Below are 23,926 nucleotides of genomic sequence, written 5' to 3'. Positions count from 1 at the left end.
CGGCGCGGGCGGAAGCCAGCGCCGGAAGCCGGGCCGGCCGGCGGCCGGAAGCCGGGGGCCGGCGGCCGGCGGAAGCCAGCGGGCGGAAGCCAGAAGCCGGCGGGCGGAAGCCAGCGGGCGCGGATCGAGTGTCGCGAATGACTCATTCGCGACCTCCTTGCACCGTCGGCGGATCGGGCCTGGGGCCGCGGTGGTCACATCACCCTGCGTGTTCGCCGCCGCCCATCCGAGTAATCACTCGTCCGTGTCTGATCCCGCGTCGACCCTCCCCGAATGCCGCAGTGCGCGCTACTCGTTGTCGACGAACGGCAGGAAAGCCCACCCCACCGTGACCGCTTCGTGGTTCCCGCGACTCGGAAGATCACCGTTCGCGAACGCCGGAATCCCCGCCGCCGCAAGGAATCCTTGCCCCGCGCAGCGATTTTGATAGCGTGGCCAAGCTTTCTTCCGCCGCCGGGTCACGTCCCGTCGCGGTGTCTCCCCGTTTTCCGTTCCGGCGAAAGGACTTTCTTCATGCGCACGACCCTGCTCCGAGCCGGGAGCCTGGCCGGTGTGACCGTCGCCGTGCTCGCCGGCTCCGCCGGTGTCGCCACCGCCGGCGACGCCGTCACCGGGTCCGCCTTCGGCGCGTCGGCGAGCGTCTCCCTGCTGCCCGGGGTGCTCACCGGCGGCAAGGGGATCACCGTCGACACCGGGCAGCTGGCCGGGTCGAGCAGCGCCGGCCCCGCCGAGGCGAGCGTCGCCGACGTGCCGCTCAAGGGGCTCGTCACCGCCAAGGCCATCAGCAGCTCCGTCGTCGGCGGTGCCGGTTCCGTGGCCGCCAAGGCGAGCGTCGCCGAGGCGACGCTGCCGCTGCTCGCCGCGGCCGCCGGGCGCGTGCCGTCGATCCGGCTGATCAGCGCCCGCTGCGGGTCGGCCGACGGGCACGTCACCGGCAGCAGCGATCTCGCCGGCGTCAACCTCGGCCGGCTCGGCACGCTGCCCGCCGCCACTTCGCCCAACCAGAAGCTCGGCATCCCGGGCGTCGCCGAGCTGATCGTCAACGAGCAGAAGCAGCGCTACGACGGCTCCTTGGAAGTCACGGCCCTGCACATCAAGCTGCTCGGCGGCAAGACCACCGGCGCTCTCGGCAGCGGCGACGTCAAGCTGGCCTCCGTCACCTGCGGACCGTCGAAGGAACGCGCTCCCGAGGCGCCGCCGCGGCCGACCGGGCCCGGCCAGGTCGTCGTCGTTCCCGCCGGTGCCCCGCAGACCGGCGACGGCAGCCTCGCCGGCCTCGTCACGGAGGGCTGAGCCGGTGCTGCGCCGCGCCCTCCTCGCCGCCGTCTCCGCCCTGCTGCTCGCCGGCTGCGGCGCGACGGCGACGCCCGCCGCCCCGCCGCCGGCACCCGTCTCCGCCGGGCTGAGCCGGTCCCTGCCGACCGCGCTGGACGTCCCCGCGATCGACGCGAAGTCGACGCTGGTGTCGCTCGGGCTCAACCCCGACCGCACCGTCGAGGTGCCGCCGGTCGACCAGCCGCTGCAGGCCGGCTGGTACGAGTACGGCCCCACGCCCGGTGAGATCGGGCCCGCGGTGATCCTCGGCCACATCGACGGCGACCACCGCAAGGGCATCTTCTGGCGGCTGCACGAACTGAAGCCGGGCGACCCCGTGCACGTCGGCCGCGCCGACGGCGGGCAGCTGACGTTCGAGGTCACGAAGGTCGACCAGATCGCGAAGAAGTCCTTCCCGACCGAAGCCGTGTACGGCAACACCGCCGAGCCCGAGCTGCGCCTGATCACCTGCGGTGGCAAGTACGACGCCGCCAACCGGAACTACCTCGACAACGTCATCGTGTACGCCAAGCTCAAGAAATAACGTCGAGCCGGCGGCGCGCGAAAATCGGTGGAACCCCACCGCCGCGCGCCGCTATCGTCCTGTCGAGCCCCGTCTCCTGGCCGAAGGACGTGCCGTTGTACATCGCGTGAGACATCCCGAGTGCTGAATCGTCGCGCGTCGCGCCTCTGCGCCGCGCCGCCTTTTGCTGCGGACTTCTCACGGAAACCGGTGTACTCCTGTGCTCGTCACCTGGGTCGTCGTACCCACCTGCCTGCCGCTCGTCCTCCGCCGCTGCCACGTGTGCGGGGCCGAGCGGTTCCGGGCGAACGGCAAATTTCGCGTCAACGCCCACCACAAGGTCCTCGACGCCTGGCTCCTCGCGCTCTGTACGGCGTGCGGGGACACGGTGAAGCTCACGGTCCTGGAGCGCGTGAACGTGCGCTCCGTCCGGCCCGAACTGCTGGACCGGCTGCAGAGCAACGACCCCGGTCTCGCCGCCGAACTCCTCCAGGACCCGGTGCTGCGGCGCCGCAACCACATCGCCCTCGACTGGGACGGCGCGTGGCGTCTCGACACCGGCGCCCCGGAAGACCTGGACCACGACGTCACCGACGTCGAGGTCCGCTTCGCCGCGCGGATCCCGGTCCGGCCGGTGCGGCTGATCGCCGAAGGGTGCGGCCTTTCGCGGGCCGAAGTGGAGCGGCTGATCACGGAAGAAAGGCTCGTTTCAGCGGTCCGGCTGAGCGGCAAGCTCTCCGGCGGCTTCACCTTCACGCTGAAACGCTGAGCCGATGAGAACCGGACGGCGAGCCGCTCAGCCACGACCCGAGCGGCTCGCCTTCCGGAACTCCCGGTTGAGGCTCGCGATGCTGGCGAACGGGATGCCCTTCGGGCACGACGCCACGCATTCGCCGGTGTTCGTGCACCCGCCGAAGCCCTCGGCGTCCATCGTGTCCACCATGTCCAGCACCCGCTGGGCCCGTTCCGGCTGGCCCTGCGGGAGCAGGCTCAGGTGTGTCACCTTCGCCGCGGTGAACAACATCGCCGAGCCGTTGGGGCACGCCGCGACACAGGCGCCGCAGCCGATGCACGTCGCGTTGTCGAACGCCAGGTCCGCGTCCGGCTTGGGAACCGGGGTCGCGTGGGCGTCCGGGGCGCTGCCCGTCGGGGCGCTGACGTACCCGCCCGCCTGGACGATCCGGTCCAGCGCCGAGCGGTCGACCACCAGGTCCTTGATCACCGGGAAACCCTTGGCGCGCCACGGTTCCACGTCGACCACGTCACCGTCGGAGAACGACCTCAAGTGCAGCTGGCAGGACGTCGTGCGCTCCGGGCCGTGGGCCTGCCCGTTGATCACGACGCCGCACGAGCCGCAGATGCCCTCGCGGCAGTCGTGGTCGAAGGCCACCGGTTCTTCGCCGTTCGCGATCAGCTCCTGGTTCAGCACGTCCAGCATTTCGAGGAAGGACATGTCCGGGCTGAGGTCGTCGACCGGGTAGGACACCAGCCGGCCCTCGGTGGCCGGGCCGGCCTGCCGCCAGATGCGGACGGTGAGTTTCATGTGTAGCTCCGCTGGGTCGGGTGCACGTGCTCGAAGCTGAGGTCTTCGCGGTGCAGCACGGGTTTCTCGCCGTACTCCCACGCGGCGACGTACGAGAAGTGCTCGTCATCGCGCCGCGCCTCACCGTCGGCGGTCTGGTGTTCTTCGCGGAAGTGCCCGCCGCAGGACTCTTCCCGCGCGAGCGCGTCGATCAGCAGCAGTTCGGCCAGCTCCAGGAAGTCCGCCACGCGATTCGCCTTCTCCAGCTCCTGGTTCAGCTCCGCCGCGCCGCCGGGGATGCGGACGTCCCGCCAGAACTCCGCGCGCAGCCCCGGGATCCGGTCGAGGGCCTTGCGCAGGCCTTCACGGCTGCGGGACATCCCGCAGTGGTCCCACATCAGCAGGCCCAGCTCGCGGTGGAACGAGTCGACCGACCGCGTTCCCCGCACCGAGAGCAGCCGCGAAATCCGCTCGCGCACCTCGGTTTCCACCCGCGTGACCTCGTCGTGCCGTGGGGAAACCTCGTCCAGGCGGGTTCCCCCGAGGTAGTCGTTGAGGGTGGCCGGCAGCACGAAGTAGCCGTCGGCGAGGCCCTGCATCAACGCCGACGCGCCGAGGCGGTTCGCGCCGTGGTCGGAGAAGTTGGCCTCCCCGATGACGAACAGCCCGGGGACGGTGCTCTGCAGGTCGTAGTCCACCCACAGCCCGCCCATCGTGTAGTGGATGGCCGGGTAGATCCGCATCGGCGTCCGGTAGGGGTCCTCCGCGGTGATGCGCTGGTACATGTCGAAGAGGTTGCCGTAGCGGGCTTCGATCGCCGGGCGGCCCATGCGCTCGATCGCGTCGGCGAAGTCCAGGTAGACACCCAGGCCGCCGGGTCCGACGCCGAGGCCCGCGTCGCACACGTTCTTCGCCGCGCGCGACGCGATGTCGCGTGGCACCAGGTTGCCGAAGCTCGGGTAGAGCCGCTCGAGGTAGTAGTCGCGCTCGTCCTCGGGGATCTCTTCCGGCGGCCGGGTGTCGCCCTTCACCTTCGGCACCCAGATGCGGCCGTCGTTGCGCAGCGACTCGCTCATCAGCGTCAGCTTCGACTGGTGCTCCCCCGACCGCGGGATGCACGTCGGGTGGATCTGGGTGAAGCACGGGTTCGCGAAGTAGGCACCGCGCTTGTGGGCCCGCCAGATCGCGGTCGCGTTCGACCCCTTGGCGTTGGTGGACAGGTAGAAGACGTTGCCGTAGCCGCCGGTCGCGAGCACGACGGCGTCCGCGAGGTGCGTCTCGATCTCCCCGGTCACCAGGTCCCGCGCGACGATGCCGCGCGCCCGGCCGTCGACGACGACCAGGTCGAGCATCTCCGTCCGCGGGTGCAGCTCGACGTTCCCGGCGTCGATCTGCCGGGACAGCGCCTGGTAGGCGCCGATCAGCAGCTGCTGCCCGGTCTGGCCGCGCGCGTAGAACGTCCGCTGCACCTGCACGCCCCCGAACGACCGCGTGTCGAGCAGGCCGCCGTACTCCCGCGCGAACGGCACGCCCTGGGCGACGGCCTGGTCGATGATCTGCGCCGAGACCTGGGCCAGCCGGTACACATTGGACTCCCGAGACCGGAAGTCGCCGCCCTTCACCGTGTCGTAGAAGAGGCGGTACACGGAGTCGCCGTCGTTGCGGTAGTTCTTCGCCGCGTTGATGCCGCCCTGCGCGGCCACCGAGTGCGCCCGTCGCGGCGAGTCCTGGAAGCAGAACTGCACCACGTGGTAGCCCTGCTCGGCCAGCGTCGCCCCGGCCGACCCGCCGGCCAGCCCGGTGCCCACCACGATCACGCGGTGCTTGCGCCGGTTCGCCGGGTTCACCAGCTTCGCGGTGAACTTCCGTTCGTCCCACCGGTTCTCCAGCGGAACCGCCGGTGCTTTGGTGTCGGCGATCGGGTCGCCGGTCAGGTAGTCCGTCATCAGTCCACCAGTCCCGTCATGATCGCGACCGGGACGAGCGCGTAGCCGCCCGCGATCACGACCGCCGTCGTGCTGCCGAGGATCTTGATCGCCCGTTCCCGGCGCGCGCTGGTGACGCCCAGCGTGCGCGCGGCGCTGGCGAAGCCGTGGTGGATGTGCAGGCCGAGCATCGCGAGCGCGACGAGGTAGATCACGTTGACCCACCAGACCTGGAAGTCCGCCACGAGGTTGTGGTACGGGTCACCCGGCACGAAGTCCCGGTTCACCGAGCCCACGGTGAAGTCGAGGATGTGCCAGACGACGAACACCGCGAGCGTCGCGCCGCCCCAGCGCATCGTGCGCGTCGCGAAGGTCGCGCGCACCGGCCGCCGGTGGACGTAGCGCACCGGCCGCGCCCGCAGGTCGCGCCGGACCAGCTGCACCGCCGCCGTGACGTGCAGGACGAGCGCGAGAAGCAGGACCACGCGCTGGATCCAGAGGAACCACGCGTAGTGCAGCACCGGTTCGCCGATGGTCCGCAGCCAGTGCGCGTAGTGGTTGAGGTCGTCGGCGCCGAGGAACGTCTTCAGGTTGCCGACCATGTGCGCGAACACGAACGCGAGCAGCAGGGCGCCGCTCACCGCCATGACGATCTTCTTGCCGATCGTCGAGTCCCAGAACCGGCGGAGGTCCGAGCGCCGCCGCACCGCGAGGTCGTTTGCCACCTGACCGACGTTAGGAGCGCGCGGACCAGAGGTCAAAGACATCATGACTCTGCCCTCGATAGTCAGCAGCTATCATGACGCGATGCAGCTGCACCAGCTCGCCTACTTCGTCGCCGTCGCGGAGCACCGGCACTTCACCCGCGCCGCCGAAGAGATGCGGGTCGCGCAACCCTCGCTGTCCCAGCAGATCCGCACGCTCGAACACGATCTCGGCGCGCCGCTGTTCCACCGGATCCGCGGCAACGTCTCGCTCACCGAAGCCGGTGAGGTCCTGCTGCCGATCGCGCGGCGGATCCTGGCGGAGACCGAATCCGCGCGGCTCGCGATCCGGGAGCTGGACGAGCTGGACCGCGGCCGGGTGCGGCTCGGCGCGCCGCCCAGCCTGTGCACCGGCCTGCTGCCCGCGATGCTCTCGGCGTTCCGGCGCCGGTACCCGGGCATCCAGCTGGAGCTGCACGAGAGCGGGTCGGGCGACCTCCGGCAGCGGCTGGCCGAAGGCGCGCTGGACCTGGCCCTGCTGGCCGGGGCCCGGATGTCCGGCGACCTCCACCTGGCGGCGACCCCGCTGCTGCTGGAGGAACTGGTCGTGATCTCCCCCGCGGACGCACCGGTGCCACGCGCGGGCGCCCGGCTCGACGTCCGCGAGCTCGCCGACGTCCCGCTGGTGATGTTCCGCCGCGGCTACGACGTCCGGGAAGCGACGGTCAACGCCTGCCGCACGGCCGGGTTCGAGCCGTCGTTCGCGATCGAGGGCGGGGAAATGGACGCCGTGCTGGAGCTGGTGCGCGCCGGCGTCGGGTCCGCGGTGGTGCCGAGCACCGTGGCCGGCGAGCGCTTCCTGATGACGCGCTTCGCGCCGGAAGCGGGGATGACCCGGATCGTGCAGCTGGCCTACCGCAAGGAGGTCGAACCCACCCGGGCCGTGCGGGCGCTGCGCACGGCGATCGTCGGGTTCGTGGCCGATCGCGCGAGCCTCCCACCCGGCATCGAGTCCCTTGTGGACAGAGGCGCCCGACCAACGGAGGGTTGACCGGCGCCGCGTTCAGGAGTCCGATGGACGCCGTGAATCGTCTGCGCTCGGCCGCCGTGCTCGTCGTCCTCGCCGGTTCCCTCCTGGCCCCGGTCCCCGCCTCCGCCGCTGACCGGACCGGTCTGGGTTTCGACCTCGACGCGGCCACCATCCCCGAACTCCAGCAGCGGATGGACCACGGTGGCCTCACCGCCGTCCGGCTGACCGCGGCCTACCTGCACCGCATCGACGCCCTCGACGGCAAGGTCCACTCGGTGGTCGCCGTCGACCCCGGTGCGCTCGGGGCCGCCGCCGCCAGCGACGCCCGCCGCCGCGCGCACCGCACCCTCGGGCAGCTGGACGGCATCCCGGTGCTGCTCAAGGACAACATCGACACGCGCGCGCAGCCGGCCACCGCGGGGTCGCGGGCACTGCCGCGCAGCCGCCCGGCCGCCGACGCGGCGCTGGTCGACCGGCTCCAGCGCGGTGGCGCGGTGATCCTCGGCAAGACCAACCTCTCGGAGTGGGCCAACTTCCGCTCCACGCACGCGACGTCGGGCTGGTCCGCGGTCGGCGGCCAGACGAACAACCCCTACGTCCTCGACCGCAACCCGTGCGGCTCGTCGTCGGGCTCCGGCGCCGCCGTCGCGGCGACGCTCGCCCAGGTCGCGATCGGCACCGAGACCGACGGCTCGATCGTGTGCCCGGCCGGCGCCAACGACGTCGTCGGCGAAAAGCCGACCCTCGGGCTCGTCAGCCGGACCGGCGTCGTGCCGATCTCCGTCGAACAGGACACCGCCGGGCCGATGGCGCGGCACGTCGTCGACGCCGCCGTCACGCTGTCCGTGCTGCAGGGCCGCGACCCGGCCGACCCCGCGACGGCGGCGATCCCCGCCGGGCAGCCGCGGGACTACGCGGCGCTCCTGCACCCGGGTGCGCTGCGCGGGGCGCGGATCGGCGTCTGGCGGCTGGCCGGCCTGGACGCCGACGTCGACCGGGTCACCCGCGACGCCGTCCGGACGCTGACCGCCCGCGGGGCCACGGTCGTCGACGTCGACCTGCCGTACCAGGATCAGATCGGCGCCGCCGAGACGCCGGCGCTGCTCACCGAGTTCAAACGCGACCTGAACGCCTACCTCGCGCACCGGCCGGGGCACCCCGCCACGCTGAACGAGCTGATCGCCTTCAACCGCCGCGACCCGATCGAGCTGTCGAAGTTCGGCCAGGAGCTGTTCGAGCAGGCCGCGGCCGCGCCCGCCCCGAGCGATCCGACGTACCGGCAGCAGCGGGCGACGGCCACTTCGCTGGCGCGGCGGTCGATCGACGAGACGCTCGCGCGGCTGCACCTGGACGCGATCGTCGCACCCACCAACAGCCCGGCGTGGAAGACCGACTACGCCGCCGGTGACGCGTACGTCCTCGGTTCGTCGACGCCGGCGGCCGTCGCGGGCTACCCGAACGTGTCGGTCCCGGCCGGGTTCGCGGGCCCGCTGCCGATCGGCGTCTCGTTCTTCGCCGGCCGCTGGGCCGACGCCCGCGTCCTCGCCTTCGCCGCGGCGTTCGAGCGCGCCGCCCCGGCGCGCCGGGCCCCCGCCTTCCTGCCCGGCTCTCGTTAAGGTGGGGGCCGACGGTGAGGAGGGCAGCCGATGGTCACCCGAGCGGAGCGGAACGCGACGGACCCCGACCTGGGTGTCCTTTCGGGACGGCTCCTGTTCGCGGTGCAGCGGGAGCTGTTCGCCACGCTGGCTTCCCAGGGGTTCGACGATCTGAAGCACCGCCACGGCGCGGTGCTCGCCTACCTGGACCCCGGCGGCGTCCGGGCGACCGAGCTGTCCCGGCTTTCGGGGCAGTACAAGCAGATCATCGGCACGCTGATCGACGAGCTGGAATCGCTCGGGTACGTCGAACGCCGACCGGACCCTAGTGACCGCCGCGCGAAGCTGATCTGCCCCACCGAGCGCGGCCTGGCCCAGATGCGCGCGGCGGACGACATCATGGCCGCCATCCAGGGCCGTCACGCGGACCGCCTGGGCCACGAGGACTACGAACGCTTCAAGCGCACGCTGGCCGACATCACCGAGCACCAGCGCGCCCACCTCACCCCGGCCGCCGACTGACCCTCACTCGTGTCGTCCCCCCAATCACACGTGATGCCCCTCCTATCACACATGATGCCCGCTCAATCACACGAGATGCCCGTCCCATCACACGAACCGACCCTCCAGGCACGCGAACCGACCCTCCAGGTACGCGAACCGACCGTCCGGGTACCTGCGGGCTGGCCTGTCACACGCGCTCCGCGAGCCACCCGGCCACCTGCTGCCAGCTCTCGTGCGCCGGGTCCATGACGTGGAAGTGGTCGGCACCCGCGACTTCGACGTACCGGGCGCCCGCAGTGTGTTCGGCATACGTCCGGCTGTACCCGGCCGGAACCACGTCGTCCGCGTCGCCGTGCAGCACCAGCACCGGCACCCCCGGCTCGCCCAGCTCACTAGGCGAGGCGACCGCGTAGCGCTCGGGCACCTCGTCGACGTGGCCGCCCAGCAGCAGGTTCACCACGCCCTCGCCGACGCCCGCCGCGACCGCCGGCCAGAACTCCGGGTACGCGGGCTCCGGCGCCCCGGCCGGTGGCTGGGCGGCCGGGTCCGCGAGGACCGAGCCGAACCCCGCCCGGTCGGCCGAAGCCAGGTCCAGCACCCCGGCCAGCGACACCGCCGCCACCGGGACCACCTTCGGCGCCGCCCCGGCCGCGCCCGCGGGCAGGTTCGCGCGGTGGGCGGTCCACACCGCGAGGTGGCCGCCGGCGGAGTGCCCGACCACCGTGACGCGGGCGAGGTCGAGCGCCGGGTCCAGGTCCGCGACGGCGTCGACCGCGGCCGCGGTGTCCTCGAACGTGGCGGGCCAGCCGCCGCCGTCGCCGAGCCGGCGGTAGTCGGCGTTCCACACGGCGTACCCGCGGTCGACCAGGTCGTCGGCCAGGCGGGTCATCGAACGGCGGTCGAACATCGCCGTCCAGTACCCGCCGTGCAGCAGCACCGCCACCGGGAACGGCCCGGCGCCCGGCGGCAGGTACAGCTCCCCCACCTGCGCCGGGTGCGGGCCGTAGGCGATCGTGCGCACCCGCCCGCGCTCGTCGTCGTAGCGGGCGCCGCGCCGCGCGCTGACCAGCGCGTCGATCGTGCCGAAGAACGCCGCGATCCGCGGGTCGTCGCCGCCCCTGGCCTTCGACTCGTCCCACGCGGTGTCGTCGGTCCATTCGACGACGTCCAGCCACGTCTCGGCGTCCAGCCGCACCAGCTTCGCCGAGACGAACCCGCGGCGTCCCTCCCGGAACGCGGCCACCATCCCGGGCCGCGCGGCGAGCATCGCCGACGTCCGGTCGGCCCGGACGGTGAACGTGGTCAGCTCGACGACGGCCATGGGATCCCTTTCAATTAGTCCAACTTAATGACTATCACGTTTTCGGACTACTTGTCACGCGGACGTGCGCGCGCTCGCCCTGCCGCCCGACCAAGCTCAGGAACTCGACCGGGCCGGCGCTCGTGGCCCCGAACCAGTGCGGCGTGCGCGTGTCGAACTCCGCGACCTCGCCGGGCCCGAGCACGAGGTCGTGCTCGCCGAGCACCAGGCGGAGCGTCCCGTTCAGCACGTAGGCCCAGTCGTGACCCTCGTGGGTGCGCAGCTCGGGCTCGCGGTCCCCGGCGGGCAGGACGAACTTGTACGCCTGGATCCCGCCCGGCCGCCGGGTCAGCGGGATGATCGCCGAGCCGTCCTCACACGCGATCGGCCGCAGGGTGACGCGCGGGTCGCCCGTCGGCGGCGCGTCGACCAGCTCGTCGAGCGTCACGCCGTAGGCGCGCGCGAGCGGCAGGAGCTGCTCCAGCGTCGGGCGGCGCAAGCCGGCCTCCAGGCGGGACAGGGTGCTCGCCGAGATGCCGGTCTGCTCGGCCAGCGTGGTGAGTGTGGTCTCCCGTTGCTGCCGGAGGCGCTTGAGCCGCGGCCCGACGGCATCGAGGGCCCGGTCGATCGAGTCGTCCATCCCGCCATTTTGCCGATCGGCAAGAAGCTTTGCCAATCCGGCCGTGCCGAAGGCACGGTGGCCGGGTGAACGACTTCGACCGGCCCTACTGGGACCAGCACTGGCGGCACGCCCGCCACCACGGCACCGAACCGAACCCCCACCTCGTCCGCGAGATCGCCGGCCTCACGCCCGGCACCGCACTGGACGCCGGCTGCGGCCGGGGCGCCGAAGCCGGCTGGCTCGCCGCCCGCGGCTGGGCCGTCACGGCCGTGGACATCTCGATCGAAGCCCTCAACCAAGCCGCGGCGAACACCGTGGCCTGGGTACGGGCGGACCTGACGACCTGGACGCCCGGTACGGACTTCGACCTGGTCACGACCCACTACGCCCACCCGGCGATGCCGCAGCTCGCCTTCTACGAGCGCATCTCCGAATGGGTCGCCCCCGGCGGCACGCTGCTCGTCGTCGGCCACGCGCGAGGACACCACGTCGCCGAAGCGTCGGCCACGGCGGCGGACATCACCGCGCTCCTCGACGGCTGGGAGATCGGCACCGCCGGCGACCACGGCCACGACGTCGTCGTGCGGGCCAGGAGGACGGCATGAACACCACCATCGACGACCCGCGCCGGCGCCGCGCGATCCTGATCGGCGTCTGCCTCGCCCTGATGGCGGTGGTCGCGTCCGTCTCCGGGCTCACCGTCGCCCAGCCGCAGCTCGCGGTCGAGCTCGGCGCGTCACAGGCCACCGTCCTGTGGCTCGTCAACGGCTACGCCATCACCCTGGCCGCGCTGCTCCTGCCGCTCGGCGCGGCCGGCGACCGCCTCGGCCGGAAACCCGTGCTGCTCACCGGGTTGACGCTCTTCGGCGTCGCGAACCTCGCGGCGAGCCTCGCGCCGTCCGCCGGAACCCTGCTGGCGGCCCGGCTCCTCGCCGGCGCGAGCGCGGCGATGATCATGCCGGTCACCCTTTCCGTCATCACGTCGACGTTCCCGGACGAGGAGCGGTCCCGGGCGATCGGCGTCTGGACCGGGGTCGCCGGCGGGGGCGGGATCCTCGGCATGTTCCTCTCGGCGGTCCTGGTCGACCTCGCGAGCTGGCGCTGGCTGTTCGTGCTGCCGATCGCGCTGGCCGCGGCGGCCGCCGTCGTGACCCTGCGGTCGGTGCCGGACTCCCGCTCGCAAAACCGGCAGCGGTTCGACGCGGTCGGCGCGGGACTGTCGTCGGTCGCCGTCGTCGCGGTGGTCTTCGTCCTCCACGAAGGACCGGACCGCGGGTGGACGGCGCCGGTGACCCTGCTGAGCCTCGCCGCCGGGGTCCTCGGCGGCGCCGGGTTCGCCGCGTGGGAACTGCGCCACCCCGCACCGCTGCTCGACGTCCGGCTCTTCCGCGAGCGCGGCCTGGCCGGCGGTTCCGGGACCCTGCTGGCCGTCTTCGGCGTCCAGGCGGGGATCTTCGTGGTCCTCTTCCCCTACCTGCAGGCGGTGCTCGGCTGGTCCGGCTTCCGCGCCACGTGCGCGTTGATGCCGACGGCGCTGCTGATGATGGCCGCGTCCGGCCTCGCCCCGCGGGTCGCCGCCCGGATCGGCGGCCGCCCGGTGATGGCGGCGGGCCTCGTCGTGAGCGCGACGGGCCTGGGGCTGATGGCCACCTTCGTCTCCGTCGACGGCGGCTACCTCTCGATCCTGCCCGGGATGCTGCTCATGGGGCTGGGGATGGGCCTGACGATGACCCCGGCCACCGAAGCCATCACCGGCTCGCTGCCCCGCGAGCAGCAGGGCGTGGCGTCCGCGCTCAACGACGTCACGCGGGAGCTGGGCACGGCGCTCGGCGTCGCGTTGCTCGGCACGATCCTGACCGCCGGCTACCGCGGTGCCGTCGAGTCCCGGCTGGCCGGGGCGGGCGCCGAGGTCGCGCTCCGGGGCGTCGCGAACGCCGTCGCGGCCGGTCCGGCGGTGGCCGATGCCGCGCGAGAATCCTTTGTGGATGGTTGGCGGCAGTCGATGTGGGCCGGCGCGGGCGTCTTGGTGCTCGTCCTCGTGCTCACCCTGGTGAAGCGCCCCTTATCGATTCAGAGATCCTCTGCTAGCCTGCGTCGCGGGACGGCTCCGGCCGGTGCCCTGGGGACCGACTCCGAGGAGATGGAATGACGGCAATCGCCCGTGTCCGTGGTCGTGAGGTGCTCGACAGCCGGGGCAACCCGACCGTCGAGGTCGACGTCGTGCTGGAGGACGGCTCGCTGGGCCGCGCCGCGGTTCCCTCGGGTGCCTCGACCGGCACGCGGGAGGCGGTCGAGCTCCGCGACGGCGACAAAGCGCGCTACCACGGCAAGGGCGTCCGCAAGGCCGTCACCGCGGTCAACACCGAACTGGCCGACGCGGTCGTCGGGCTGAACGCCGAAGCCCAAGCCGAGGTCGACGCCGCGCTGATCGCCGCGGACGGGACGCCGAACAAGGCTCGCGTCGGCGCCAACGCGACGCTCGGGATCTCCCTGGCCGTCGCGAAGGCGGCCGCGGCGGCGAACACGCTGCCGCTCTACCGGTACGTCGGCGGCGTCTTCGCCCACCAGCTGCCGATGCCGATGATGAACATCGTCAACGGCGGCGCGCACGCCGACAACCCGATCGACTTCCAGGAGTTCATGATCGGCCCGGTCGGCGCGGAAACGTTCGCCGAGGCCGTGCGGATGGGCTCGGAGGTCTTCCACACCCTGCGCGCGTCGCTGAAGAAGGCCGGGCACGGCACCAACGTCGGCGACGAAGGCGGCTTCGCGCCCAACCTCGCCTCGGCCGACGAAGCGCTCGAGTTCGTCGTCCGCGCCATCGAGGAGAGTGGTTACACCCCCGGCGAGGACATCGCGCTGCTGCTCGACCCGGCCGCGTCGGAGTTCTACGACAACGGCGTCTACGACTACCGCGGCGAAGGCATCAAGCGCAGCGTCGAAGAGCACGTCGCCTACCTCGACGAGCTGACCACGCGGTTCCCGATCGTCTCGATCGAGGACGGCCTCGCGCAGGACGACTACGACGGCTGGAAGCAGCTGACCGACCGGATCGGCGACCGCGTGCAGCTCGTCGGCGACGACGTCTTCTGCACCAACGTCAAGCTGCTGCAGGACGGCATCGACCGCGGGATCGGGAACTCGATCCTGATCAAGGTCAACCAGATCGGCACGCTGACCGAAACGCTGCTCACCGTCGACACCGCGCACAAGGCCGGCTACTCCGCGGTGATGTCGCACCGCTCCGGCGAAACCGAGGACACGACGATCGCCGACCTCGCCGTCGCCACCGGCTGCGGCCAGATCAAGACCGGTTCGCTGTCCCGGTCCGACCGCACGGCCAAGTACAACCAGCTCATCCGCATCGAGGAGGAGCTCGGCGCCGAGGCCCGGTACGCCGGCCGCGCCACCCTGCGCGGCCGCCGCTGATCGGCGGACCGCGCCGATCTGTAGTGCGATAGGACGGATGAAGACTTTTCACTCCTTCCTGGACAAGGTGGACGAACGACTGGGTGACGGGCTCGAGCACGTCCTGTGCGCGCACCACCGGAGACGGCTGCGCGACCTCGGCTGGGGTGACGTGCTCGAGCCCGGCGGCTCGGCGGACCGGCTCGGCGGCCGGGCGGCGGTCCGTGACGGCAACCGCGTCGAGGTGCTGATCGACGGCGAGGAAAGCCTGCCGGCGATCGAGGACGCCATCCGGAGCGCGAAGTCCCACGTGCACATCGCCAACTGGCACGCGAGCGCCGACTTCCGGCTGACGCGCGAGCCCGGCGCCCTCACCTTGCGGGAGCTGCTGGCCGAGACCGCCGCCCGCGGCGTCGAGGTGCGGGTGCTGCTGTGGGCCGGGCCGCCGGTCCCGGCGTTCCAGCCGACGCGGCGCCTGGCCCGGCGGGAGCAGCGGAAGTTCACCGACGGCTCGGCCGTGCGCTGCGTGCTGGACTCCCGCGAACGGACGATGCACTGCCACCACGAGAAGCTCGTGGTGGTCGACGACGCGGTCGCGTTCGTCGGCGGGGTCGACTTCACCGCGCTGGAGGGCGACCGCCACGACAGCCCGGACCACCCGCCGCGGCCGATCGGCTGGCACGACCTGGCGTCCCGGCTCGAAGGGCCGGTCGTCGCCGACGTCGCGGACCACTTCCGGCGGCGGTGGACGGAGGTCGCCGACGAGGACCTGCCGGCCCCGCGCGTGCCGGAACCGGTGGGCGGCAGCCGCGTCCAGCTGCTGCGCACGGTCCCGAACAACACCTACGACTTCGCCCCGAAGGGCGAGTTCACGATCCTCGACGGGTACCTGCGGGCGTTGCGGTCCGCGCGGCGGCTGGTCTACCTGGAGAACCAGTTCCTCTGGTCGCCCGAGATCGCCGAAGTGCTGCTCGACAAGCTGCGGAACCCGCCGGACGACCGTTTCCGCGTGGTCCTGCTGCTGCCCCGCAAGCCGAGCAACGGCTCCGACACCACCCGCGGCCAGCTGGGCCGGCTCCTCGACGCCGACGACGGCAACCGCCGCCTGCTCGCGACGACGATCAGCGCGCACGACGGGGACGCCTCCTCCCCCGTCTACGTGCACGCGAAGCTCGGCATCGTGGACGACGAGTGGCTGACCGTCGGGTCGGCGAACCTCAACGAGCACTCGCTGTTCAACGACACCGAGGTCAACATCGCGACCGACGACCCCGACGTCGTGCGCGCGACGCGGCTGCGCCTGTGGGCCGAGCACCTCGGCCGGGAGGTGGCCGAGGTGGACGGCGACCCGGCGGACGTCGTCGACCACCTCTGGCGGCCGGTGGCCGAGGAGCAGGCCGAGCGGGAACGCCACGGTGAGCGACGCACCCACCGGCTGGTGCTGCTGCCGGGCGTCTCCCGGCGGGCGGGGCGGCTGCAGGGACCACTGCGTGGACTCCTCGTCGACGGCTGAAGCGAAGATCGGCCGCCCGCTCTAGATTGGGCGGCATGACTTCCACCGCCGAAAAGGCCACCCGGCTGCAGGAGCTGCACGCCGCGCCCGAGCTGCTGCTCGTCGTCAACGTCTGGGACGCCATCACCGCCAAGGTCGTCGCCGAGACGCCCGGCACGCAGGCCCTTGCCACGCCGAGCCACGGCATCGCTGCCTCGCGCGGCTACCCCGACGGCGAGAAGATCCCGCGCGACGAGATGATCGCCGAGGTCGCGCTGATCGTGCGGACGGCGGGCGACCTGCCCGTCACCGCCGACCTCGAAGCCGGCTACGGCGACCCCGGCGGCACCATCGCCCGCGCGATCGACGTCGGCGCGGTCGGCGCCAACCTCGAAGACCAGATGAAGCCGCTGGGCGAAGCCGTGAAGGCGGTCGAAGCCGCCGTCGCGGCCGCGCAGAAGGCCGGCGTCGACTTCGTGCTCAACGCCCGCACCGACGCCTTCCTCAAGACCGACCCCGAGACCGCGCTGGCCGAGGCGATCACCCGCGGCCGCGCCTACCTCGACGCGGGGGCGGCCAACTTCTTCGTGCCCGGCAAGCTCGACGAGAACCAGGTCGCGCGGCTCGTCGAAGAGCTGGGCGAGCGCAAGGTCAACCTCATCGGCATCCCCGGCTCGATCCCGCTGAAGCGCGCGCAGGAGCTCGGCGTCTCGCGCGTGTCCTACGGACCGTGGAGCCAGAACGTCGCCCTGACCGCGCTGGCCAAGCTCGCCGAAGACGTCTACGCCGGCGGCGGCCTGCCCGCCGACACCCGCAAGCTCAACTGATCAGCGGATCCGCAGCTTCCGCATGAGCTTGAGCCCGGACAGCATGCTTTCGACGTACTTCTCGTAGCCCTGTCCGGGCCGCGGGCCCATCACCTGCTTCTTCAGCACGGCCAGGTTCTGCCCGTCGGTGTACTTGAGCAGGCCCTGGTCGCCGTGGCGGGCGCCGACCCCGGAGCTCTTCACGCCGCCGGACGGCGTCCCCTTGGCGGCGAACGCGGTCGCGAGGATGTCGTTGATGTTGACGTTGCCGGACTCCAGGCGGGCCGCCACCGCGCGCGCGGCGCCGATGTCACGGCTCCAGACCGACGCGTTGAGGCCGTAGTCGGTGTCGTTGGCCAGTTCGACGGCTTCGTCGACCGTCCGGTACTTGTGCAGCGCGATCACCGGCCCGAAGGTTTCGGTGATCCCGCAGACCATGTCCTTCGTGACGCCTTCGAGGATCGTCGGCTCGAAGAACGCCGGCCCGAGGTCGGGGCGCGGCTTGCCGCCGCACAGCACGGTCGCGCCCTTCGCGACCGCGTCGTCGACGTGCTCCTTGACGCGGCTCAGGTGGTCGGGCGAGACGAGCGAGCCCATGTCGGGCCCGAAGTCGTAGGCCGCGCGGACGTCCAACGCGCGTGTGGCCGCCACGAAGGCGTCCTTGAACTCGTCGTAGCGGGACTCCGGCAGGTAGATCCGCTCGATGTGCATGCAGATCTGGCCGGTGTTGCCGAACGCGCCGAAGATCGCGCCCCGCACGGCTTCCGCGAGGTCGGCGTCGTCGAGCACGATCATCGGGTTCTTACCGCCCAACTCGAGGCAGCAGCCGATGAGGTTGCGTCCGGCCCGCTCGCCGATCACCCGCCCGGTGGCCGTGGAGCCGGTGAACATCACGTAGTCGGCCTGGTCGATGAGCGTCGGCCCGACGTCCGGACCTTCGCCGCAGACGACCTGGAACAGGCCCTCCGGCAGCCCGGCCTCTTCCAGCATCTCGATGCCGTAGAGCGGGGACAGTGCCGTCTTGTTGTCCGGTTTCAGGACGACGGCGTTGCCGGCCATCAGCGCCGGGATCGCGTCGGAAATGCCGGTGGCGAACGGGAAGTTCCACGGCGCGATGATGCCGACGACCCCCTTGGGCTGCCGGACTTCGGTCGACGTCGTCAGCAGTGGCACGGGGCCGCCGCGCTTGACCGGCGCCAGCAGCTTGGCCGCCCGCCGCAGGTAGTGGCTCATCACCATGGCGGGGTCGCAGGTCTCTTCGATCGCCATCCGCCGGTTCTTGCCGCTCTCGACCTGGATGAGGTCGGCGACGGCCCGCGCGCGGTCGACGAAGAGCGCGTGTGCCCGCTTGAAGACCGCCAGGCGCTGCTTGAGCGGGGTGGCGGCCCACTTCCGCTGGGCCGCACGGGCGGTGGCGAACGCTTGCTCGATGTCGGCCGGCGTCGACTGTGGCAGCTCGACGAGCGTCTCGCCGGTGTAGACCTCGGTGAGCTTCCAGGTCTCGCCGGCCGAACCCGGCACGCGGGCGACCAGCTGCCGCAGGAAGGCGTCGGTCACCGAGGCCGGGCGGGTGAGCTGCAGCGGAGTCACGGTCACGATCCGCTCCCGAGGACGAGGTGCGCGCCCATCTCACCGATCATGATGGCGGGCGCGTTGGTGTTGCCGCCGGTGATCGACGGCATGATCGAGGCGTCGCAGACCCGCAGGCCCTCGACGCCGCGCACCTTGAGGTCGGGGCCGACGACGGCGAGCTCGTCGACGCCCATCCGGCAGGTGCCGACGCCGTGGTAGACCGACGTCGCGCGGTTGAGGATCGCGTCGCGCAGCTCCTGGCCGCGCAGGTTCGTCCCCGGGTGGATCTCCTCCTTGACCGCGCCCTTGAACGCCTTCGACGCGAAGATCTCGCGGACCATCTCCGAGCCTTCGGCGAGCACTTCGAGGTCGGCCGGGTCGGAGAGGTACTGGAAGTCGATCAGCGGGGCGGCCGTGGGATCGGCCGAGGCGAGCCGCAGCGTGCCGCGGCTCTTCGGGTAGATCAACGTGGACAGCACCGTGAGCGCCGGGCGCTTGTCGACGTCGTGGCGGATCGGCGCGTCCTGGTTGGGCGAGACGTACGCCCACGGCAGGAGGTGCAGCTGGAGGTCGGGGACGGCGTCGGCCTGGGAGGTCCGGAGGAAGGCGACCGCCTCGAAAACGGAGTTGGCCAGGAACGTGGTGCCGGGCTTCAGCAGCTCACGCGCCAGGCCGCGGGCGAAGTACGACGCCGCGCCCTTGTTCTTGCTGGACGACACGTGGAACGTCAGCGCGTGGAACATGTGGTCGTGCATGTTGTCGCCGACGGGCAGGTCGGCGCGGACGGCGATGCCGTGCTCCTCGAGGTGCTCGGCGTGACCGATGCCGGACAGCATGAGCAGCTGCGCGGAGCCGGCGAACCCGGCCGAGAGGATGACCTCCTTGCCGGCGCGGACGACGCGGCTCCCCCGGCCGTCGGCGACCTCGACGCCGATGGCGCGGCCGTTCTCGAAGAGGACCTTCTTCACCAGCACGCCGGACTGCAGCTCGAGCGTCGGCGGCGCGAGGTGGTGGAGGTAGCCGCGGGAGGCGCTGTAGCGCAGTCCGTCGGCGGCGTTCTGCTGCATCCGGCTGACGCCCTCTTGGGACTCGGCGTTGTAGTCGTCGAGGATCTTGCAGCCGAGCGCGTCGGAGGTGGCCTCGATGAACTGCAGCGAGCCTTCCTGCGGGATCTTGTTGCGGGTGACGCGAATCGGGCCGCCCGCGCCGCGGAACGCGTTCTCGCCGTCCTCGAAGTCCTCCATCCGCTTGTACGCGGCGTTGACGCTGTCGGCGTCCCAGCCGGTGTTTCCTTCGGCGGCCCAGGAGTCGAAGTTGGCGCGGTTGCCGCGGACGTAGACCATGCCGTTGATGGAGCTGGAGCCGCCGACGACCTTGCCCCGCGGCACCGGCATCCGGCGATCGAGAACGTGTTTCTGCGGGATGCCGTAGAAGCCCCAGTCGAAGGGCTTCTTGAGCTGCGGCACGGCGTGCATCGGGCCGACCAGGCCCGGCTTCTTGATCAGCAGCCGCTCGTCGCTCTTCCCGGCCTCGAGGACGATCACGCTGGCCCCGGACTGCGCCAGCCGGCCCGCGATCGCCGCCCCCGAGCTCCCCGACCCGACGACGACGTAGTCGGCTTCGTCGCCGCGCGGCGCCTTCTTCGCCATGTCCGCTCCTCGATCCGGCCCGCCTCAAACTATAACCTGTTCTAGTTTGCTCACGGTATAGCTTCGCCGCCTCGGAGCGCAACGGGTACGCCTAGGACCCGCCCATGGCCTTCTTGATCTCCGCGACGAGCTTGCGGACCTGCCCGGCGTCCACGCTGTTGTAACAGAACGTGTTCATGTCCACCTGGTCGCCGCCGCTCGCGGGATTCTTCACGACTTCGGTGGAGGCACCTTCGACGACGAACGTCAGCCGTCCGGGGCGCGAGAACCCGGGTTCGGCATTGGTGATGTCCTTGATCTTGGTGACGCTGAAGGTGTGCTTGCGGTCGTTGCCGAACAGGCCGTCCTTGAGGGCCGCACTGATGGTGACTTCCGTGCCGCTGAACCGGATCGACCGGCGTCTGGCGTGCATGTTTCCTCCCCGCGGAACCGGAGGAAAAACTGTAGGCGGTCACTCCATCGGGCGACAAGCGATCCGGGGCTGAAATCGCGTCAGGATCCGCCGCTGCGCGCAGGCCGGGCGGCCATCCGGCGGCGCCGTACCGCTCAGAGACCGTGCCTCAGGGTGTCCGCCGCCCGGGCGAGGTCCGCACGGACCTGCCGCGCCGCCCGGGCCGCGCCCTTCGACTGGTGCCGCTGCAGGCTGAGCGCGTACACGTTCCACAGTCCCGTGACCGCCGCCGCCGTGATGCGGACGATCGGGTCGTCGGGCGCCGTGCCGGCCCGCTTCGCCAGCGCCTCGACCGCCGCCTCCGTCAGGCGGTCGCGGGCCGCGCGGTGGTGGGCCACCAGTGCCGGGGTCGTGCGGATCAGCTCGCCGAACCGGCGGACCTCCTCCCAGCCGTGCCGGCGCGCCGACGCGAGCAGGAAGTCGAGTTCCTCGCCGAGCACCTCGAGCGCCGCCTCCAGGGGCGCGGTGTCGGCGAGCCGGGCGCTCAGCGCGTCCACCTGGGTGTCCCAGCGGTCGGCCAGGAGTGCTTCCTTGCTGCCGAAGTGGTTGAAGACCGTCTTTTCGGTGACCCCGCACGCGCGCGCGACGTCGGCGACGCGGACCGCGTCGAACCCGCGCTCCAGGAACATCACGGTCGCCGTGTCCGACAGCTGCTGCCGCAGTTCGCGCTTCCGCCGCTCGCGCAGCGTCTCGGGTTTCAGCACCACGACATCGTACAGCAGGAGTACTGTTTATAGTGACTGTAACGAATGGAGTGACCGATGAGCGAGTTCGAGATCGTCCGCGAGTACCCGCAGCCCCGCCCCCGGGTCTGGCGCGCCCTCACCGACCCGGCCCTGGTCCCACGCTGGACGTCGACCGGCCGCGGCGGCAGACCCGAAGGGTTCGCACCGGAAGTCGGCAGGCAGTTTCGCTTCATCGGCCGGCCGGTCCCGGGCTGGGACGGCATCGTCCGCTGCGAGATCCTCGCGGCCGACGAGCCCGAACTCCTGAGCTTCAGCTGGCGCAACCAGGAAACCGACCCGCCCAGCACGGTGACGTGCCACCTGACCGAGACCGAGGCGGGCACCCGCCTTGCTTACCGCCACACGGGATTCCGCGGCGCGGGCGGGTTCTTCATGGCCCGCCTGCTGCACCGCGTCCGCCGCCGCATGCTCACCGAAGGCTTCCCCGAAGTCCTCGCCGCCGGCGACTGGTGAAGGTGACCGCCCTCACTACGGCACCGGGTCCGGCTCCATCCCCAGCACGTCGTCGGTGAGCCCGGCCGCGAGCGCCCGCAGCGCCGCGTCCAGGTACACCGTCAAGTCGGCGTCCGCACGCGCGGACCACCGGTCGTAAGCCGCGCGGCAGGCCGCCAGTACCGCGCGGCCCACCACCAGCGGGTAGAGCGACTCCTCCGGCTGCCCGGACCGGCGGGCGACGAACGCGCTCACCGCGCGCTCCCACGCGTCGTAGTGCACCGCGGCGCTCGCGGCCAGGTCGGGCACCGTGCTCAGCAGCGTCATGCGGCGGCGCAGCTCCGGCACGTCGTCCGCGCGGTAGTGGTTGGCCTCGAGCACCGCGCGGCGGACCGCGTCGAACACCGGCAGGTCGGGGGGCGATCCGGCGAGCAGCGACCGGATCGTCTCGACCTCGGTGTCGAACTCGTTCCAGAGCACGTCCGCCTTGGCGTCGTAGTAGCGGAAGAACGTCCGCCTGCTGACGCCGGCCGCCGCGGCGATCTGGTCGACCGTCGTCTCGTGGAAGCCCTGCTCGGTGAACAGCCGCAGCGCCGCGAGCTCGAGCTCCCGGGCGCTGGTGCCCGGCGGGCGGCCCCGGCGGTTCGCGGGCCGGGCGAGCACGTCATCGGTCATCCGGGTGCCGTTCCCTCGCGAGTCTTGATTATCGACACGGGGTGACATTACCCTCCCCTCTATTCGTCACCGAGTGCCGAAAATCATCTCTGCCGAAGGAGTCAGGATGAGCGAGAACGAAACCACCGCCGGGACCGAAGAGGTCCTGACCGAGGAACTGCTGGTCGAAGAGGTCTCGATCGACGGCATGTGCGGTGTCTACTGAGGACTCGCCGGCGGGCTTCGACCTGGACGGCGCGTGGCGCCTCGACGACCGGGTCTCGATCCGACCCGAGCGGTTCGGCGCCCTGCTGTACCACTTCGGGACCCGCCGGCTTTCCTTCCTGAAGAGCCCGACCCTCCTGACCGTCGTCCGAGGCCTCGCCGAGCAGCCCGACGCGCGGACGGCCTGCGCCGAAGCCGGCGTCGGAGCCGGGGAGCTGCCGAGGTACCGCGCGGCCCTGGCCGCCCTCGCCGCGTCGCGCATGATCGAGCCGAGGAGTCGCTGATGTCCCTCGTGGACGAGTTCCAGTACGGGCTCGACGCCCCCATCTGCCTCACCTGGGAACTCACCTACGCCTGCAACCTTTCCTGCGTGCACTGCCTTTCCTCCTCGGGACGGCGGGACCCGCGCGAGCTGTCCACAGTGGAGTGCAAGGCGCTGATCGACGAGTTCGAGCGCATGCAGGTCTTCTACGTCAACATCGGCGGCGGCGAACCCACGGTCCGCCCGGACTTCTGGGAGCTCGTCGACTACGCGACCGAGCACCACGTCGGCGTGAAGTTCTCCACCAACGGCGTCAAGATCACGCCCGAGGTGGCGCGCCGGCTGGCCGGCAGCGACTACGTCGACGTCCAGATCTCCCTCGACGGCGCCACCGCCGAGGTCAACGACCACGTCCGCGGCCCCGGCTCGTACGACACCGCGATCCGCGCGATGCGCCACCTCGCCGACGCCGGCTTCGAGAACTTCAAGATCTCCGTGGTGATGACCCGCCACAACGTCGGCCAGCTCGGCGAGTTCAAGGCCATCGCCGACCGCTACGGCGCCCAGCTGCGGATCACGCGGCTGCGCCCGTCCGGCCGCGGCGCCGACACCTGGGACGAGCTGCACCCGACCGCCGCCCAGCAGCGCGCACTGTACGACTGGCTGGTCGCGCACGGCGAGAACGTGCTGACCGGGGACTCGTTCTTCCACCTCGCGGGCTACGGCGAGGGCGACCTGCCCGGGCTGAACCTGTGCGGCGCCGGGCGCGTGGTCTGCCTGGTCGATCCGGTCGGCGACGTCTACGCGTGCCCGTTCGCCATCCACGACACCTTCCTCGCCGGCAACGTCCGCGGCGGTGGTGGGTTCACTTCGGTCTGGCGGGAATCGGAGCTGTTCACGTCGCTGCGTTCGCCGCAGAGTGGCGGCGCGTGCGAGTCGTGTTCGGCGTTCGACGCCTGCCGCGGCGGGTGCATGGCCGCGAAGTTCTTCACCGGCCTGCCGCTCGACGGCCCGGACCCGGAATGCGTGCGGGGCCACGGCGAACTGGCCCTCGCGGGCGTCACGAGCGTCCCGAAGCCGTCGCTCGACCACTCCCACCGGCGGCGGCCGGTCCCGGTCACCATCGGGATGCGCCGGCCGCCGGACCGGGCCTGCGACGAGAACCCACTCGCCGGGTTCAGGCGCTGACC

At 71.7% G+C, this 23,926-nt stretch carries 25 protein-coding genes; 15 read left to right on the top strand and 10 right to left on the bottom strand.

Features of this window, described 5'->3' with window-relative positions; translation table 11 throughout:
* Positions 1–513: 513 nt before the first annotated feature.
* From AB0M83_RS30455 to AB0M83_RS30445, 3 genes are all read left to right on the top strand, one after another.
* Positions 514–1,293 carry a choice-of-anchor P family protein gene (locus AB0M83_RS30455; protein WP_364521981.1) on the top strand — a complete coding sequence of 260 codons (780 nt, stop codon included), beginning with the start codon at positions 514–516 and terminating at the stop codon, positions 1,291–1,293.
* Between the two features lie 4 nt (positions 1,294–1,297).
* Complete coding sequence (locus AB0M83_RS30450; protein ID WP_364521979.1) at positions 1,298–1,858, top strand: class F sortase; 561 nt, start codon at positions 1,298–1,300, stop codon at positions 1,856–1,858.
* A 199-nt stretch (positions 1,859–2,057) separates the two neighbouring features.
* Positions 2,058–2,606, top strand: coding sequence for a DUF1062 domain-containing protein (locus AB0M83_RS30445; protein WP_364521977.1), 549 nt, complete (start codon positions 2,058–2,060; stop codon positions 2,604–2,606).
* Between the two features lie 27 nt (positions 2,607–2,633).
* Here AB0M83_RS30445 and AB0M83_RS30440 read toward each other — a convergent pair whose 3' ends face one another.
* Genes AB0M83_RS30440 through AB0M83_RS30430 form a run of 3 tightly spaced genes read right to left on the bottom strand, consistent with a single transcriptional unit; the run spans position 2,634 to position 6,009 of the window.
* Positions 2,634–3,380: a succinate dehydrogenase/fumarate reductase iron-sulfur subunit gene (locus AB0M83_RS30440; protein ID WP_364521975.1), complete on the bottom strand. Its 747-nt coding sequence runs from the start codon at positions 3,378–3,380 to the stop codon at positions 2,634–2,636.
* Positions 3,377–5,305, bottom strand: a complete 1,929-nt coding sequence (locus AB0M83_RS30435; RefSeq protein ID WP_364521973.1) for a fumarate reductase/succinate dehydrogenase flavoprotein subunit — start codon at positions 5,303–5,305, stop codon at positions 3,377–3,379. The genes AB0M83_RS30440 and AB0M83_RS30435 overlap by 4 nt, the downstream gene beginning before the upstream one ends.
* Positions 5,305–6,009, bottom strand: a complete 705-nt coding sequence (locus tag AB0M83_RS30430) for a succinate dehydrogenase cytochrome b subunit (protein ID WP_364521971.1) — start codon at positions 6,007–6,009, stop codon at positions 5,305–5,307. The genes AB0M83_RS30435 and AB0M83_RS30430 overlap by 1 nt, the downstream gene beginning before the upstream one ends.
* Positions 6,010–6,091: 82 nt before the next feature.
* Here AB0M83_RS30430 and AB0M83_RS30425 point away from each other — a divergent pair, with 82 nt between their 5' ends.
* The 3 genes from AB0M83_RS30425 to AB0M83_RS30415 are packed head-to-tail and all read left to right on the top strand — an operon-like array spanning position 6,092 to position 9,135.
* The gene (locus AB0M83_RS30425; RefSeq protein ID WP_364521969.1) at positions 6,092–7,039 is read left to right on the top strand and encodes a LysR substrate-binding domain-containing protein; all 948 of its coding nucleotides are present in this window, start codon (positions 6,092–6,094) and stop codon (positions 7,037–7,039) included.
* Between the two features lie 23 nt (positions 7,040–7,062).
* A complete protein-coding gene (locus AB0M83_RS30420; RefSeq protein ID WP_364521967.1) occupies positions 7,063–8,634 on the top strand; it encodes an amidase in 1,572 nt (523 codons plus the stop codon).
* Positions 8,635–8,664: 30 nt separating this feature from the next.
* Entirely contained in the window at positions 8,665–9,135 is a 471-nt protein-coding gene (locus AB0M83_RS30415) for a MarR family winged helix-turn-helix transcriptional regulator (RefSeq protein ID WP_364521965.1), read from the top strand.
* Between the two features lie 169 nt (positions 9,136–9,304).
* Here AB0M83_RS30415 and AB0M83_RS30410 read toward each other — a convergent pair whose 3' ends face one another.
* Entirely contained in the window at positions 9,305–10,438 is a 1,134-nt protein-coding gene (locus tag AB0M83_RS30410; RefSeq protein ID WP_364521963.1) for an alpha/beta hydrolase, read from the bottom strand.
* A gap of 34 nt (positions 10,439–10,472) precedes the next feature.
* A complete protein-coding gene (locus tag AB0M83_RS30405; protein ID WP_364521961.1) occupies positions 10,473–11,057 on the bottom strand; it encodes an XRE family transcriptional regulator in 585 nt (194 codons plus the stop codon).
* A gap of 65 nt (positions 11,058–11,122) precedes the next feature.
* Here AB0M83_RS30405 and AB0M83_RS30400 point away from each other — a divergent pair, with 65 nt between their 5' ends.
* The 5 genes from AB0M83_RS30400 to AB0M83_RS30380 are packed head-to-tail and all read left to right on the top strand — an operon-like array spanning position 11,123 to position 16,766.
* Positions 11,123–11,644, top strand: coding sequence for a class I SAM-dependent methyltransferase (locus AB0M83_RS30400; RefSeq protein WP_364521959.1), 522 nt, complete (start codon positions 11,123–11,125; stop codon positions 11,642–11,644).
* Entirely contained in the window at positions 11,641–13,188 is a 1,548-nt protein-coding gene (locus tag AB0M83_RS30395) for an MFS transporter (protein ID WP_364521957.1), read from the top strand. The genes AB0M83_RS30400 and AB0M83_RS30395 overlap by 4 nt, the downstream gene beginning before the upstream one ends.
* Positions 13,185–14,468 (top strand): phosphopyruvate hydratase, encoded by a 1,284-nt coding sequence (eno, locus tag AB0M83_RS30390; protein WP_364521955.1) that lies wholly within the window; start codon positions 13,185–13,187, stop codon positions 14,466–14,468. Before AB0M83_RS30395 ends, eno begins: the two co-directional genes overlap by 4 nt.
* A 37-nt stretch (positions 14,469–14,505) precedes the next feature.
* Positions 14,506–15,960, top strand: a complete 1,455-nt coding sequence (locus AB0M83_RS30385; RefSeq protein WP_364521953.1) for a phospholipase D family protein — start codon at positions 14,506–14,508, stop codon at positions 15,958–15,960.
* Positions 15,961–15,995: 35 nt separating this feature from the next.
* The gene (locus AB0M83_RS30380) at positions 15,996–16,766 is read left to right on the top strand and encodes an isocitrate lyase/phosphoenolpyruvate mutase family protein (protein WP_364521951.1); all 771 of its coding nucleotides are present in this window, start codon (positions 15,996–15,998) and stop codon (positions 16,764–16,766) included.
* Here the strand turns inward: AB0M83_RS30380 and AB0M83_RS30375 are convergent, their stop codons facing one another.
* The 4 genes from AB0M83_RS30375 to AB0M83_RS30360 all read right to left on the bottom strand — a co-directional run bounded on the left by AB0M83_RS30375 (position 16,767) and on the right by AB0M83_RS30360 (position 21,121).
* Positions 16,767–18,341, bottom strand: a complete 1,575-nt coding sequence (locus AB0M83_RS30375; RefSeq protein ID WP_364521949.1) for a succinic semialdehyde dehydrogenase — start codon at positions 18,339–18,341, stop codon at positions 16,767–16,769. It lies immediately after the preceding gene.
* Positions 18,338–19,966, bottom strand: coding sequence for a GMC family oxidoreductase N-terminal domain-containing protein (locus tag AB0M83_RS30370; RefSeq protein WP_364521947.1), 1,629 nt, complete (start codon positions 19,964–19,966; stop codon positions 18,338–18,340). The genes AB0M83_RS30375 and AB0M83_RS30370 overlap by 4 nt, the downstream gene beginning before the upstream one ends.
* A 91-nt stretch (positions 19,967–20,057) precedes the next feature.
* On the bottom strand, positions 20,058–20,378 hold the full coding sequence (locus AB0M83_RS30365) for a hypothetical protein (protein WP_364521945.1): 321 nt from the start codon (positions 20,376–20,378) through the stop codon (positions 20,058–20,060).
* A gap of 134 nt (positions 20,379–20,512) precedes the next feature.
* Positions 20,513–21,121, bottom strand: a complete 609-nt coding sequence (locus AB0M83_RS30360) for a TetR family transcriptional regulator (protein ID WP_364521943.1) — start codon at positions 21,119–21,121, stop codon at positions 20,513–20,515.
* 57 nt (positions 21,122–21,178) lie between these two features.
* Here AB0M83_RS30360 and AB0M83_RS30355 point away from each other — a divergent pair, with 57 nt between their 5' ends.
* Complete coding sequence (locus AB0M83_RS30355; protein WP_364521941.1) at positions 21,179–21,616, top strand: SRPBCC domain-containing protein; 438 nt, start codon at positions 21,179–21,181, stop codon at positions 21,614–21,616.
* Positions 21,617–21,631: 15 nt separating this feature from the next.
* On the opposite strand, the gene mftR is transcribed toward AB0M83_RS30355, so the two are convergent.
* Complete coding sequence (gene mftR / locus AB0M83_RS30350; RefSeq protein ID WP_364521939.1) at positions 21,632–22,270, bottom strand: mycofactocin system transcriptional regulator; 639 nt, start codon at positions 22,268–22,270, stop codon at positions 21,632–21,634.
* Positions 22,271–22,376: 106 nt separating this feature from the next.
* On the opposite strand from mftR, the gene mftA reads away from it, so the two are divergent.
* The 3 genes from mftA to mftC are packed head-to-tail and all read left to right on the top strand — an operon-like array spanning position 22,377 to position 23,924.
* On the top strand, positions 22,377–22,475 hold the full coding sequence (gene mftA / locus AB0M83_RS30345) for a mycofactocin precursor MftA (RefSeq protein ID WP_364521937.1): 99 nt from the start codon (positions 22,377–22,379) through the stop codon (positions 22,473–22,475).
* Positions 22,465–22,758 (top strand): mycofactocin biosynthesis chaperone MftB, encoded by a 294-nt coding sequence (mftB, locus tag AB0M83_RS30340; RefSeq protein WP_364521935.1) that lies wholly within the window; start codon positions 22,465–22,467, stop codon positions 22,756–22,758. The genes mftA and mftB overlap by 11 nt, the downstream gene beginning before the upstream one ends.
* A complete protein-coding gene (gene mftC / locus AB0M83_RS30335; RefSeq protein WP_364521933.1) occupies positions 22,758–23,924 on the top strand; it encodes a mycofactocin radical SAM maturase in 1,167 nt (388 codons plus the stop codon). The genes mftB and mftC overlap by 1 nt, the downstream gene beginning before the upstream one ends.
* The last annotated feature ends 2 nt before the right edge of the window (positions 23,925–23,926 follow it).

The sequence above is a fragment of the Amycolatopsis sp. NPDC051106 genome (assembly GCF_040682775.1).
GTDB lineage: Bacteria > Actinomycetota > Actinomycetes > Mycobacteriales > Pseudonocardiaceae > Amycolatopsis.
This window is presented reverse-complemented; position numbering and strand designations above follow the sequence as displayed.